Annotated in this window: 8 protein-coding genes; 4 read left to right on the top strand and 4 right to left on the bottom strand. The window is 72.6% G+C overall.

What is annotated here, in order from left to right; genetic code table 11:
* Nucleotides 1-44: 44 nt before the first annotated feature.
* From HHX37_RS06460 to HHX37_RS06450, 3 genes are all read left to right on the top strand, one after another.
* Nucleotides 45-389 (top strand): DUF485 domain-containing protein, encoded by a 345-nt coding sequence (locus tag HHX37_RS06460; protein ID WP_138460110.1) that lies wholly within the window; start codon nt 45-47, stop codon nt 387-389.
* On the top strand, nt 386-1,984 hold the full coding sequence (locus tag HHX37_RS06455) for a cation acetate symporter (protein WP_182884818.1): 1,599 nt from the start codon (nt 386-388) through the stop codon (nt 1,982-1,984). Before HHX37_RS06460 ends, HHX37_RS06455 begins: the two co-directional genes overlap by 4 nt.
* 200 nt (nt 1,985-2,184) lie before the next feature.
* On the top strand, nt 2,185-2,784 hold the full coding sequence (locus HHX37_RS06450; protein WP_117409587.1) for a TetR/AcrR family transcriptional regulator: 600 nt from the start codon (nt 2,185-2,187) through the stop codon (nt 2,782-2,784).
* 124 nt (nt 2,785-2,908) lie between these two features.
* On the opposite strand, the gene HHX37_RS06445 is transcribed toward HHX37_RS06450, so the two are convergent.
* On the bottom strand, nt 2,909-4,501 hold the full coding sequence (locus tag HHX37_RS06445; RefSeq protein ID WP_182884817.1) for a wax ester/triacylglycerol synthase family O-acyltransferase: 1,593 nt from the start codon (nt 4,499-4,501) through the stop codon (nt 2,909-2,911).
* 290 nt (nt 4,502-4,791) lie between these two features.
* Between HHX37_RS06445 and HHX37_RS06440 the strand changes: the two genes are divergently transcribed.
* Entirely contained in the window at nt 4,792-5,694 is a 903-nt protein-coding gene (locus tag HHX37_RS06440) for a helix-turn-helix domain-containing protein (protein WP_182884816.1), read from the top strand.
* Nucleotides 5,695-5,817: 123 nt separating this feature from the next.
* Here HHX37_RS06440 and HHX37_RS06435 read toward each other — a convergent pair whose 3' ends face one another.
* From HHX37_RS06435 to HHX37_RS06425, 3 genes are read right to left on the bottom strand one after another with little or no spacing between them, the layout of a single operon-like run.
* Complete coding sequence (locus tag HHX37_RS06435) at nt 5,818-11,265, bottom strand: hypothetical protein (RefSeq protein ID WP_182884815.1); 5,448 nt, start codon at nt 11,263-11,265, stop codon at nt 5,818-5,820.
* A gap of 12 nt (nt 11,266-11,277) precedes the next feature.
* Entirely contained in the window at nt 11,278-12,639 is a 1,362-nt protein-coding gene (locus HHX37_RS06430; protein ID WP_182884814.1) for a hypothetical protein, read from the bottom strand.
* A gap of 18 nt (nt 12,640-12,657) precedes the next feature.
* Nucleotides 12,658-14,118 (bottom strand): ComEC/Rec2 family competence protein, encoded by a 1,461-nt coding sequence (locus HHX37_RS06425; protein ID WP_182884813.1) that lies wholly within the window; start codon nt 14,116-14,118, stop codon nt 12,658-12,660.
* Nucleotides 14,119-14,230: the final 112 nt, after the last annotated feature.

The following is a 14,230-nucleotide window of genomic DNA, read 5'->3' as shown; positions in this document are numbered from 1 at the left end:
CTCCTACGTTGTGGTGATTCAGATCACTTGCCCAAGGAGATCTTGTGACCGTCCAGCACGATCCATCGGTCTATGAACGTATACAGGCGGGTGAGCAGTTCCAGGAGCTGCGTCGCCGCTACCGGTCCTGGGCCTTCCCCATGACCATCGCCTTCCTGGTGTGGTACCTCCTCTATGTGCTTCTGTCCGGCTTCGCCCGGGACTTCATGGGCACCAAGCTGTTCGGCAACATCAACGTCGCCCTCGTCTTCGGCGTGCTGCAGTTCGTCTCGACGTTCCTGATCGCCTGGGCGTACTCGCGGCACGCGGCGGCCAAGCTCGACCCGATCGCCGACGAGCTGCGCGCCGGGGCCGAGAGCCGTGACGAGGTCGGAGAGGGCGCCAAGTGAGTCACGAGACCCTGTCCACGATCCTCTTCGTGGTCTTCGTCGCCGGCACGCTCGGCATCACGTTCTGGGCGAGCCGCAACACCAAGAGCGCGTCCGACTTCTACGCGGGCGGCCGCTCGTTCAGCGGCCTGCAGAACGGCCTGGCAATCGGCGGCGACTACATGTCGGCCGCGTCGTTCCTCGGCATCGCCGGCATCATCGCGCTGTCGGGCTACGACGGCTTCCTCTACTCGATCGGCTTCCTCGTCGCCTGGCTGGTCGCGCTGCTGCTCGTCGCCGAGCTCATGCGCAACTCCGGCAAGTACACGATGGCCGACGTGCTGGCGTTCCGGATGTCGCCGCGCCCTGTCCGCACGGCGGCCGGCGTGTCCACGATCGTCGTCAGCATCTTCTACCTGCTCGCGCAGATGGTCGGCGCGGGCTCCCTGGTCGGGCTGCTGCTGGGCGTCACCTCGCAGACCGGCAAGGTCTGGACGATCATCGCGGTCGGCCTGCTGATGATCGTCTACGTCGTCTTCGGCGGCATGAAGGGCACCACCTGGGTGCAGATCGTCAAGGCCGTCATGCTGATGGTCGGCGCCGCGCTCATCACCCTGCTCGTGCTGGGCAAGTTCGGCTTCAACCTGTCCGGCCTGCTCGGCGACGCCGCCGGCGCGAGCGGCAAGGGTGAGGCGTTCCTCAAGCCCGGTCTCAAGTACGGCACCGAGGCACAGGGCATCTGGGGCAAGATCGACCTGATCAGCCTCGGCCTGGCCCTGGTTCTCGGCACCGCCGGTCTGCCGCACGTCCTCATCCGCTTCTACACGGTGCCGACCGCCAGGGACGCCCGCAAGTCGGTCCTGTGGGGCATCGGCATCATCGGCGTCTTCTACCTGCTGACGCTGGTCCTCGGCTTCGGCGCGGCGGCCCTGGTCCACGGCAAGATCGACAAGTCGGGCAACACGGCGGCGCCGCTGCTCGCGCAGGAGATCGGCACGCAGGTCTTCGGCGACGTCGGCGGCACGGTGCTGCTGGCGGTCATCGCGGCGGTCGCGTTCGCCACGATCCTCGCCGTCGTCGCCGGGCTCACGCTCGCCTCGTCCTCCAGCTTCGCCCACGACCTGTACGCCCACGTGTTCAAGCGCGGCCAGGTGACCGACCGGCAGGAGGTCGTGGTCGCCCGGATCGCCGCCTTCGTGATCGGCGCGGTCGCGATCGCGCTGAGCATCTTCGCCCAGTCGCTCAACGTGGCCTTCCTCGTCTCGCTGGCCTTCGCGGTCGCCGCGTCGGGCAACCTGCCCGCGATCCTCTACAGCCTGTTCTGGAAGAGGTTCAACACCGCGGGTGCTGTCTCGGCCATCTACGGCGGCCTGATCACCGCCCTGGTGATGGTGATCTTCTCGCCGGTCGTCTCCGGCGCGAAGACGGCGATGTTCCCCGACGTGGACTTCCACCTGATCGCGCTGTCGAACCCCGGCATCTTCTCGATCCCGATCGGCTTCCTGTGCGGATACCTCGGCACGGTCCTGAGCAAGGAGTACAGCGCGTCGAAGTACGCCGAGATCGAGGTCCGGTCGCTCACCGGCATCGGCGCCGAGCAGGCCACCGGTCACTGACGCGAGCTCATTGACGCGGGTCACCGAGGTGAGCCGCCGAGGTGAGCCGCCGAGGTGACGCACTGACATGGGACGCCGGCCGCACCCCGCCGACGCCCCCGTACGCCCGGCCGCGAGCCACCCGCCCGCGGCCGGGCGTATGACTGCCCTGTCCCTCGCGTCATGGTGCTGGAGCACCCGCTCTGGTTAGGGTTCGGTCCGTGGACCACCCCCTCCAGACCGCCAAGGCCTGGTCCCGTTCCCGGAGAAGGGCACGCCCGCAGGACGGCGACGCCCGCACCCGCATCCTCGACGCCGCCGAGGAACTGTTCGCGGGCGGCGGCTACGAGGCGACGCCGACGGCGCGGATCGCCGAGCTCGCCGGGGTGCCCAAGGGACTGGTCTTCCACTACTTCCCGCGCAAGATCGACGTGCTGGTCTCGCTGGTGGACGAGCGCACGGTCGTCACGGAGGAGGAGGTCGAGGCCCTGCCCGGCGACGCGGCGGGCACGCTGTCGCGTCTCGCCCGCGGGCTGCCGCTGCGGGCGTCCCCCGCGATGCGGCGCATCCTGTTCCGGGAGGCCGACACCCACCTGTCCGTACGGGAACGGCTGGGCCGTCTCAACAGCGAGATCATCCGCAGGGCCAGGTTCGCCCTGGAGCTCGCCCTGCCGGGCGGGCGCGGCGACGCCGCCCGGGTGGAGGCCGCCGCCGCCACCTTCGCCGCGGTCCTGCTCTACCAGGAGAGCATCTGCCTGCTCACCGGCCACCACATCGACCCCGACGCGGTGGCGGAGCTGATCGCCAACGCGCTGCACTGATCCGCCACTGATCTGCCGCCGATCCGCCACCGTCCGGCGACCGGTGAACCGCACTCATGAGCCGTACCGATGGGCCGCACCGAATGAGCCGCGCCGCTCGGCGGCGCCGGCTCGCCGGACGTCCTCAGGCCGGCACCTTCTCCTGGCGCTCCTCCGGCTCCTCGCGCTCCTCGCGCTCCTCCGGCTCCTGGCGCTCCTCGGGCGACTCCCGCCCGGGGTTCCCGTGCGACGGCGCCTCGTCGAGCAGCGCGACGAGCTCGTCCATCGCCTCGCGCAGGTGGCCGGTCACACTCCACACGTCCGGCACCCGGGTGGGGCACACGACGACGCCGAAGTCCAGCCGGTCGTCGTACGACGCGCAGGTGATGCTGATCCCGCCGGTGGCGTCGGTGACCACCGACAACGGGTGATAGGAGAGCATCCGCGCGCCGCACAGGTAGAGAGGCCGGCGCGGGCCGGGCACGTTCGACACGACGAGGTTCACGCCCGCCCCCGCCACTCCCGCGAGCCGGAACACGAGCGGCGTGGCCAGCGCGGCGAACGCGTTCGGCACCATCGCGCACACGTCGTCCAGCCAGCTGCGGTGGGAGACGGCGAAACGCCGCTTGGCGGCGCCCAGCGCGGCGCGTACGGCCGCCAGGCGCTCCCCGGGACGGGCGACGTCGGTCGCGAGCGGCGTGATCATCGCCGAGATGCGGTTGCCGACCCGCCCGTCCGCCGTGCCGTCCGCCGTGCCGGGCGATGCCGCCGTGGCGCGCAGCGCGACCGGCACGGCGGCGACCAGCGGCCGGTCGGGCAGCGCGTCGTGCGCGAGGAGCCAGCGTCGCAGCGCCGAGGCGCACAGCGTCATGACCACGTCGTTCGGGCCCATGCCGAAGGCCCTGGCCACCCTTCTGACCTCCGCGAGCGGCACCGACCCGAACGCGACCGCGCGCGCCGCCGAGATAGGGCCGTTGAACGGCGTGCGCGGCGCGGCCAGCGGCGGCGTCTCCGGCAGCCGGCGCGGGTCTCCCGCGAGCGCGCGGGCCGCCTGGGCCACCAGCCGCGCGTCGGGCAGCGCCGACAGCACCGGGATCGCGTCCAGGTCGGCGGCGGCGCGGGCGAGCGAGCAGAGCGCCTCCACCGGCTGCACGATCGTCCGGGTGATCGCCCCGGCGAGCATCGCGAGCAGCCCGGGCGGCTGCGGCGGCGCGGGGCTCGGGGACGCGGGCACGGGCGCCTCCACGAGGCGCGGCTGCGGTGAGGGGTCGAGCAGCGCCGTCAGGATCTCCGACCCCGTCACGCCGTCGATCGCGCAGTGGTGCACCTTCATGTAGAGGGCGACCCGCCCGCCGGTCAGGCCGTGGATGAGGTGCGCCTCCCACAGCGGGCGTCTCCGGTCGAGCCGCCGCGCGTGGACGTCCGCCACGTACGCCGCGAGCTCCCCTTCGCCGCCCGGCGCGGGCAGGGTGGTCTCGTGCACGTGCGCGCCGAGGTCCACGTCCGGGTCGTCGATCCAGTACGGCCGGTCCAGGCCGAAGGGCACGTCGGCCAGCCGCATCCGCAACGGCGCGGCGAGGTGCAGCCGCTCGCGCAGCAGGGCGAGCAGGGCCTCGCGGGTCAGGATCCCCGAGGGCGAGGAGGACGGGTCGAAGACGGCCACGCCGGCCACGTGGGCCGCGGTCGTCGCCGACTCCACGGACAGGAACTGCGCGTCGAGTGCCGTCAGCTGGCGCATCTCGTCATCCTCCTGGCACTCCTCCCCGGCGCTCGGCGATCACTCGCCTGCGTACCGTGACCATCATGGCAGTGGCGCGTTACCGCCGCATTTCTCCCGGGTGCCGCCGGGGGATGTCGAGGTGTGGCCGTGACCCGGGCCAGACGATCGCGGCCGGTCAGGATTCCCTTGCAACCGGTTACAGCCGCCGCCCCACGAATGGTGATCCGATATGACATGGTTGTTCGAAAGCGCCGGTACAGGCGCATCACTTGGCCATGCGCCACGTGCGGAGCGAGGAGAGGACAGAGATGATCTCGGCTGGAGCGGGGACGACCTTCACGGACGGACGACCGGCTCAGCCGCGGGGCGGACCGACGGTCCTGCGCATGATGCTCGGCGGGCAGTTACGCCGCCTCCGTGAGAGCAGGAACATCAGCCGGGACGAGGCGGGGCGGGCGATCCGCGCCTCCAACTCCAAGATCTGCCGGTTGGAGCTCGGCCGCATTCCCTTCAAGCAGCACGACCTGGCCGAACTGCTCACCCTCTACGGCGTCACCGACAGCGCCGAGCGGGAGACGATGCTGGAACTGGCGCGGCAGGCCGCCGTGCCCGGCTGGTGGCACCAGTACAACGACCTGCTGCCCAGCTGGTTCGGGCCGTACGTCGGGCTGGAGGAGGCCGCCTCCACCATCCGCACCTTCGAGGCGCAGTTCGTCAACGACCTGTTGCAGACCGAGGAGTACGCCCGCGCGGTCTTCCGCGTACGCCACAGAAGGGCGTCGATGTCCGACATCGACCGCCGGGTCAGCCTCCGCCTGCGGCGTCAGCGGCTGCTCGACCACCCCGACGGGCCCCGGCTGTGGTCCGTCATGGACGAGGCGGCGCTCCGCCGTCCCGTCGGCGGCCGCGCCGTGCAGCGCGGCCAGATCAAGCGCCTGATCGAGGTCTCCGCGCGACCGGACGTGACCCTGCAGATCCTGCCGTTCCGCGCCGGTGGTCACGCCGCCGCCGGGGGTTCCTTCACGATCCTGCGGTTCGCCGAGCCCGATCTCTCCGACGTCGTCTACCTGGAGCAACTGAGCGGCGCTCTCTACCTCGACAAGCAGGAGGACGTCGACGACTACACCGTCGTGATGAGCGAGCTCAGCGTGCAGGCCGAACCGGCCGGGAACACCGAGTCCCTGCTCCACGCGATCCTCCGGGAACTCTGAGAGGGCGGTTGGTGCGCCGACGCCCCTTGCGCTGGTCAGCGCGTGACGGCTGCCGGCTCAGGGGCGCGGCCGGGTGGGCAGGCGGGCTCGGTCTCGATGAGGATGCCGCGGCCGGCTGGTCGGTCAGCGCCCGGGGGGTTGGTCGGCCACCGGGACGAGCTCTGACCAGGGCCCGACCCCGCCTGCGATGGCGCGCACCTGCACCCACAGGCGCCAGCCGTCCCGGCGGGTCAGCGCGGGTGCCTCCTTCAGCCCGGACGTCTTCCGCACCCTGGCCACCTCGCCTCTCTCGTCGCTGATCAGCACCTCGTACGCCGCCGCGCCCTGCGACGCCTGCCATGTCACCAGGACCGACGCCCCGCCCCAGTACGCCACCACGCCCCGGGGCGGGTCGAGCAGGGAGACGCCGATGGCCGCCCAATCGCCCGTGGTCGTGCCGCGCAGGGCGCGCACGCGTCCCGTGTGCACGCCCGGGGTGATCTCCTCGACGCGTACCGGCACCGATGCCGTCAATCGTCCGGTCACCTGCGTCGGGGAGGCGAGCGGCTGCCCGTCGGGGGCGTGCACCTCGACCTCGTAGCCGGTGGCGCCCCTGGCCGCGTCCCAGGCCAGGGAGAAACTCCCCGCCCCGTACGACAGATGCTTCACCGCGACGAGGCCGGGCAGCGGCCCGTCGTCGCGGGCCGGGGCGTGGGAGGCGGAGTCGTTCAGCGAGGTGGCCACGGCTGCGGAGGCGGCCGTGGCCGCTCCGGCGGCGGTGACTCCGCCGGCCGCCGCGATGGCCGTCGCGGCCGCGTCGGCCGCCGCCGCCACTCCGCCCTCCACGAGCTCGTCGCACGCCAGCTTCAGGCCCACCGCGAGCGCCTGGGGGCCGAACGCCATCGCGAGCAGCAGCGCCGCCTTGTCCGGCCGGCTGAGCAGGTCGCGCACGACGGTCGCCGACGAGGACGCGACTCCGGACGCGAGCACCTCCGGCAGATCCTCCCAGCGGGTCGTCACGGGGACGCCGACGGTCAGCGCGGGCAAGGTCACGGACAGGAACGGCCCGGCGGCGCCGCGCACGGTCAGCTCATACGTGCCGGTCAGCGTGAACACCAGCGACGTCCCCTCCAGCGCGGCGCTCGGCGCCAGGTGGAACGTCGTGTCGAACGCAGCCTGTACGGCCTCACTGATCCGCCCGCACGGCGATCCGCCCGTTCCGCAGATGTCCTTGAGGGTCTGGACGACGTCCACGAGCGCGCGCGGCCACGGAAAACTCGGCCAGTCGTCCACGGTGAGCTGCGTCGCCCGTCCCGGGCCGCCGGCGTAGGTCAGCCTGAACTGCGCGTCACGGAACGGGGCCGGGCCACGCGCCGCCGTGACCGTCCCGGAGAACCTGGTCCGGCCGTCGTCGCGCCGCACCGTCACCTCGGCGCTCACGAACGGCGCGCCCAGGAAGTTCACCCCGGTGATCAGGCTCAGGCTGGGCGTGCGCCCGGTCCGCAGCTTCAGTGACGGTCCTCCCGTGTACGGCCCCACGGCCGGCGGCGGGCCGCCGCCGGCCAGCGAGACGGGCCCCAGGTCGACGGCGGACGGCAGGGCCAGGGTGGCCTCGACGGCGGAGTAGGACGCGTCGCCCGCCTGTTCCTTGACGACCCTGATCAGTCCGCGCACGGTCACCGGGTCGACGAGCGTCACGCGGATGGCGGCCGCGACCGTGAAGCCGTCGTCGAAGGGCGGGGTCGCGGCCCCGGCGTACGCGCCGCCCGGGTCCGCCGCCGCCACGTAGTAGGAGAGCCGGGTGCCCGCCAGCAGTGTCACATCCACGTAGGCGCCGGGCCAGGACGCCCCCGCGCCCGTCAGGCACTGGGTGAGGAAGTCGCCGATGGACAGGTCGGCGGCCAGCGTCACGTGGAACAGCACAGGGGCGCCGTCGCGCAGGACCAGCGTGCCGGTGAGCGCGGGCCGCGTGTCCTGCCCTCCCGGCGCGGGCGCCGGTCCCAGCCGGAGCCCGCCACGCAGGACGAGCCGGGTGGAGCGCGGGGTGTCCGCGGTCGCCCATCTGTAGCCGACCTCCAGCGACAGCGCGCTCAGGGTGATCCCGGGAAGCCCGAGCGGCTCGGCGATCTGCTGGCCGCTCGTGGCGATGCCGGTCATTCCCGTGTCGTCCACGGTCAGCCGCACGTCGAAGGCGTACGCGGCGGAGGACAGGGCGAGCAGCCTGACCTGCCCGACGAGGGTGAGCCGGTGCGCGTCCGTGCCGCGGTAGGTCAGGGTGAGCCCCGCGAACGCGACTCGCCCGAGCAGCGTGATCGTGGGCAGGCCGGCGGTGAAGGCCGTGGCGGCCGGGGTGAGGCGGTCGACCTGGGCCGTGACGTGGACCACGGGCGTGCTCCCGGAGTCGCCGATCTGCAGCAGACGGGTGAAGACGCCCGGCCGGGTGAAATCGACCGAGGCCGTGAAGTACGCCCCGGCGTGCAGCGAGAGGGTGGACTCGTCGAGTCCGTCCAGCGGGCGCGGGCCGGTGGGGGCGAGCTCGCCGAGCACGGCGTTCGTGGCCGTCGCGAGGTCGCCGAGCGACCGGCCGCCCGCGTCGCAGACGATCAGCCGCGCCTCGGTGACGTGCAGGACGTCGTCGACGGCCGCCAGCGCGGGAACCAGGTCGCCGAACCTGAACCCCGGCCCGATCGACAGCGCGACGGCGTACACGCCGGTGCCCTCGGTGTAGACGAGAGCGCCGGCCGTCGTCGCCGTGCCGTAGTGCACGGAGCCGGACAGCAGGAGACGGGATCCCGGCACGTCGAGACGGAGGACGGCGGAGCCGCCGAAGACGAGCGAGGGAGCGCCGGGTGGCGCGCTCTGCGTCCACGCCGTGGCGGCCGAGGCCAGTCCGCCGGTCACCGCCGGCAGGTCCACCGTCCGGGCGTCGGCGACCACGCCGTCGAGGACCAGCGCACGATCGGGACCGCCCAGCTTGAGGCGTACCGCCGCGTTGATGCCGGCATAGGCGAACGCCGCGCCGATGTGGGCTTCGGCGGGGGCGTCCCGGTCCGGCACCTCCACCGCCACCGTCAGCGCGGCCAGCAGCAGGTTCGCCCCGCCGACGGTCACCGGCCACGCTTTCAGGGCGATGTCGCCGGTGAAGGCGAACCGGCCCATGGCGGGGACGGCGGTCACGGTGGCGCGCCGGACGGTCAGTGTCGCCGGCAGGCCGCGCGCCACCGCGCCGGCGGGCAGCGCGAAGCCGGAGCCCGCGGTGTTGGCCGCCGCGACGACGTCGACGGACAGGCCGTCGAGCAGCGTGCCGGTGAACACCCAGTCGCCGTCCGCCGGCCTGGCGGCGCCGACTCCGATCGGCACCCCGCCGATGGTCACCACGGCCGAGATCTCGCCGTGGACGGTCGAGGGAGAGATCGGGTAGGGAACGGCCAGCGCGACCCGTATCCGGGTCAGCGGAACCGGTCCCACGGGCCAGGGGTCCGACGTACGGACGACCACCCCCACCTCGTCGACCGTGCCGCCTGGCCCGCCGAACCGCACATGCGCCTCCCCGACGTCGAGACCGCCCGCGAACGGCAGCCTCGCGGGAACACCGGAGGGCAGCGCCGCCGGTCCCAGCCAGGTGTCCAGCTCGGCGAAACCGCGCACGTGCACACGGTCGGCCTGGGCGATCCACAACGTCCACGGCCCCTCGCCCGGGTTGCGGCGCATCGCCGCGTCCACCCGCCGCCCGGCCAGCACGACCACGCCGGAGACCGCGCCCGCGACCGCCTCCGTGGCCGACGTCGCCAGCGCCAGGCGCACCCCCGTGACCGTCAGCCCCGGCAGGATCTCCCAGTCGGCCGCCTGCTCCGCCATGACCGACAGGCCCACGATCGTGGTCGCCGCGAGGTCGGCGGAGACCGTGAACACCGTCACCGACAGCCCGCCGAGCGTGTCCAGCGCCGTGGGAAGCCCCGCGGGGCGCACGCCGAGCACGGCCAGCGCCTGCCCCAGCGTCGGCAGCGTCACGGGTTCGGCCAGCTCCAGGGTGAGCGTGCCCTCCTCGGCGGGCAGCGGCAGCGTCACCTCCAGCCGCGTGGAGCCCAGGCCGACCGTGCCGGACAGCAGGCCCCGGACGGCCCATGAGCCGTCGTCCCGGTGTATCTCCACGTCCGCCGTCCAGCCCGACACCGTGATCGCGCCCCCGGCGAGGGGCCAGGGGCGGGTCTGCGCGAGCCGGAACCACACCTCGGCGAGCGCCTGGTTCCCGGGGTCGACCGCGATCGCGATCCGCGCGGGGGTGCGCAGGTCGCCGAGCTCGCGCAGCGAGGGGGGCAGGACCTCCAGCGCCTCGGCCTGACCCACGCCCGCCAGGCGTGCCAGCACGTCCACCCCCGGCACGTCGCCGGACGCCGTCAGCCACCACAGGCCGTCCTCGCCGGCCTCCGCCAGCACGGTGTACGGCCGGTCGCGGACCAGCAGGGTGCCTTGCAGGCTCGCCCCATAACCCGTGATCGGGTCACGCCCGCGCCACGCCGCCCTGTTGACCGTGACCGTGAGGACGGGCGCGGTGACGACCAGGTCGAGGCCGCGCACCGGCGTCCACCGCGCCGCCGTGGCGAAGTTCAGGGTGAACGCCGCCTGCGACGGCTCCTCGCCGGACGGGTCGAACAGCAGCTCGTAGCGGCTGACCCGCGCGCCCGCGAGGTCGAGCAGCGCGGCGGGCAGCCAGGCCGCAGGCACGTCCGCTTCGGCGAGCAGGCTCAGCGCGGCGCGGGCGCCGAGCGTGACGTCGTCCGGCGGCGTGAGGACCAGCCGGAGCATCGTCTCCCAGCCCGACGGCACGTCCACGACGGCGTCCAGGACCTGCTCGCCCAGCCGGACACGGCCGCTGATCGTCATGACCGGCTCCGCGGTCAGGGCCACCACGCCTTCGGTGAGTGTGAGAGGCGCCTGCCCGATCCGCGTGATCCGCAGCGCGCCGAGCGGGCGGTCTCCGGTGAGGGTGAACGACGCCGATCCCGCCGCCCCGACCGTGATCGGGCCGCCGACCCGGACGGTGAGGGGATCGCGGGCACCGGCGTGCCGCAGGGCCGGGTCGACCGTCAGCGTCGCCCACAGGTTCAGGCCCGGCCGGAGCTGCGCCGCGGCGCGGTCGTCCGCGTGCGCGTACGTGGTGCACAGCAGCACCACCTCGGTCAGGGGCACCGTCTCCCAGGGGCCGTCCCCGAGCGCGGGGAACGCGTCGGGCAGCGCCCAGCCGGCGTCCGGTGTCACCGCCCAGGTGGCGCGGAGACCGCCGTCCGCGACGACGTCGAAGGTCAGCGTGGTCGGCAGCGGGCGCCCGCCGCCGAGCACCGTCGACCGGCCGTCCAGGACGAGCGCGCCCGCCGCGAGGGCGGGCTCGCCCGCCTGGATGACCGGCGCCGGGCCGAGTGCGCCCGTCAGGACGCTCAGCACGGCGCCCGGGTCACCGTCGCTGCCGGTGGGCAGCGTCGCGGCGTTCAGCGGGTAGGAGAAACCCGTGTCCGGGGCCGGGAGCGGGGTCCGCGCCGCGACCAGCCGGTCGCGCAACGCCGCCAGGACGAGGTCGGGCACGGGGCCGGGCATCGCAACAGCTCCTCAGGGGGTGATCGCCTCGCCGTTCGGCGTCACGAAGGCGACGGGGTCGCCGCCGCCGAACGGCTGCCGCCGCATCGTCGCGGTGGTGAACTCGTAGGGATCCACGACGGCGGCGGCCGTGGCCTTCGCCGAGGCGTTGCGGACGTTGAACAGCAGCACGTCTTTCTGGCCGACCGTCGCGGGTTCCGGCGCGACCACGGTCGTGAGCGACAGCCGTCCCGTGTCCTCGTCCCAGCGGTAGCCCGCCCGCCAGACGATGCCGCTGATCGCCCTGTGCTGTCGCGAGAGGGTCTGCTGGTGCGGGAGCACGCCGTAGACGATCGTGGTGTACACGAAGGTGACGTCGTCGACGTCCGCGGGGTCGAAGGGCCCGCTGTCGCCGGAGGTGACGTCGAAGGAGTCGCGGAGCAGGCCGTTGGTGCCGCGGCCCGTCGCGGCACGGATCGGGTCCCACTGGTGGGACGCCAGATGGTCGCTGATCCGCCGCATGGCCGCCCTGCCGAGGCAGCCTTCAAGATCCCGCATCTCGTACGCGCTGAGTACGTGGACGCTGACCCTGGTCCCCGTGCCCCGCCACTGCTCCCCGCGCACCACCAGCGTCTCGCCGAGATCCTCGTCGTCGGGGAGCGCGAGCAGCACGTACTCGCCGATCGCGCGCGCCGAAAGGCCCCTCTCGTCCAGCCCGGCGAGCGGCCCGCCCCCGCCCGTGAGCTCGTCCAGGGCGATCCGGTACGGCTCACGCCCGCGGACGTCGGCCCTGTCCACCTCGACGACCCTGGCGGGATCGCGGCCTTCGAGGACCTTCGTGATGCGGCCTCTGGTGAGCAGCCCGGGCGTGACCGGCGCCACGATCGAGGCGCAGGTGGACGCGCGGGGGTCGGGGGCCCCGGGCACGTACAGCGAGCCGTTCGGCAGCGGGTGGACCGCGTAGGAGGCCGGGACGTTGCCCAGCGACGGGTCGCTCAGCCAGGCGTTGAACGCGTAGAACGGCGAGCTGACGCCGGACGCTTTCAGATCCTTCGGGCCCATGATGTCCACGAACCGATAGTTGTCCTTCTCGCGCGCGTACGGTTCGCGGTCGGCCAGCCGCCCACCGAACACCTGCGGCGGGATGGGCCTGCCGTGGTGGGTCATGCGCATGAACTGGATGTAGCCCACGTGGCCGTACCCCTCCCGCCTGGTCGTGCCGGCGGGAGGGTCGAAGAAGGCGCGCATGACGAACGGCTCGCTGAAGTCGTCGTCGAAGCCGACCCAGTGGTCTCCGACGCGGAAGTGCCACCGCCCCAGGAGCACCGGCCCGCTGGTCGGGGTGACACCCCGCAGGTGCCAGCGGCCGTCGATGAGTTCCGCGTCCAGCGCCACGCCCCGCCTCCGTCCCGGTCAGTGGGTGTCGGTGTGCATCCAGGGCCCGATCGGATACCTGTCCTGCGATTTGACGGTCTCGGTCGGCCACAGGGACGTCTGACGGTCGTAGATCGTGGTGCTGACACCCGTGCCGTACACCTGGACCTTCAGCTCCCCGCCGGACGCGGTGGCCTTCTGCAGCGCGGTGACGGTCTCGTCCACAGGCCGTACGACGATGTCGCCCAGGACCCGCGCGGTGCCGAGCTGGGTGGCGAACGCCTTGCTGCGGACCCGCGACGCCACCTCGGTCAGGTACACCTGCGCGACCGAGTTGGGCACGGACTTCCCCTTCCGGTCGGTCCACGCGCCGGCCAGGCGGCGCATCACCTCGGGTGTCGGGTGACGGTGGAAGCGCGCCTTCACTCCCGAGCTGATCAGCACGATCAGCGGACGCAACGTCGCGAGCAGGTGAACGTCCATGCTGGAGGAGCTGCCGTGGTGGTTGGCCTTCATGACGGTGCAGTAGCCGGGCCACGGGTACTTGGCGACCCCGGCGGTGTACGTCTGGGTCATGGGGAACGCCGACTCCAGGACGGGTCCGAGAACGCTTTCCACGTCCGCGTGAACCGAGTAGTACCGCTTGCCCGACTTCTGCATCGCGTTCTGGCCGATGTTGCCTCCCTGAGGGCCGCCGTTGCCCGCGATGTCGCCGCCCGCGAAGTACCGGAAGGATCCGTACTCCACCATGACGACGACCGACCGGTCGTTCTGGTCCACGGCCGAGCCGACGGAACGGATCTCGGTGACCTGCTTGGTGGCCGGGTCGTAGACGCCCTGCGCCGCGGCCAGCACGCGGACCCTGATGGGGATGTCGTCCGCACCGGCCCCCAGATCGATCACAGCGGGGACGCCGTTCTCCAGCCCTCCGGTGGTGAGCGTGTGGACCACGGTGTGGTTCCTCGTACGGATCGTCTGGGCCTGGTCGAGGTCCTTGAGAAAGGCGTCGTAGCGGGCGGACGCGGGGGCCCGCACACCGAAATGACCCGCATGGAAGACCGCGCCGGGCTGGTACCTCGCCGTCAGGCCGGGCGCCTTCCCGCCCTTCGCCTTGGACGACGCGGGCTCCTGCTGCTTGAACAGGCTGCGCAGCCCGGCCATGTGGTCGTCGTGATGGTGGCTGACCAGGACCGTCAGATTTCCGAGGTAACCCGTGCGCCGGCCCTCCAGGACGCCGTGTGCGCGCAGGTAGTCGATCACGTCACCGCCGTACTCGTCGTCGCCGCCGTCGATGAGCAGAGCCTTGGCGACGGTGCCGTCGAGGGAAACGCCGTGCTGGATCGCGTAGGGAACATAGTCGATCTTCTCGGAAGGCAGTACGAGGCCCGACGTGGCCTGGATCGCGTCGGCCACCTTGCCGAGATCGCGGTTGACGATCAGGGTGGAGTCGCCCTGCCCCACGTTGATCTGATGGATCTCCAGTCGTGCGCTGACGGCCACCGGCCACCTCTTCGCTAGGTGATCGCTCGGCTCACCGTACGTCCGTCTTCTCCCGATGACCATAGGTGAACCGTCGGCGCCCGCCGACGACGCGCTGTGGGGAGGCCGGGAG

The organism is Microbispora sp. H10885 (assembly GCF_014161415.1).
GTDB lineage: Bacteria > Actinomycetota > Actinomycetes > Streptosporangiales > Streptosporangiaceae > Microbispora > Microbispora triticiradicis.
Note: the sequence above shows the minus strand (reverse complement) of the source record. Positions and strands in the feature narration are given on the sequence as shown.

Coding starts and splice junctions, on each gene's coding strand:
- HHX37_RS06445 (WP_182884817.1), bottom strand. CDS start 4,501: ATGCGCCAGCTGACGGCACTCGACGCGCAGTTCCTGTCCGTGGAGTCG.
- HHX37_RS06440 (WP_182884816.1), top strand. CDS start 4,792: ATGATCTCGGCTGGAGCGGGGACGACCTTCACGGACGGACGACCGGCT.
- HHX37_RS06435 (WP_182884815.1), bottom strand. CDS start 11,265: ATGCCCGGCCCCGTGCCCGACCTCGTCCTGGCGGCGTTGCGCGACCGG.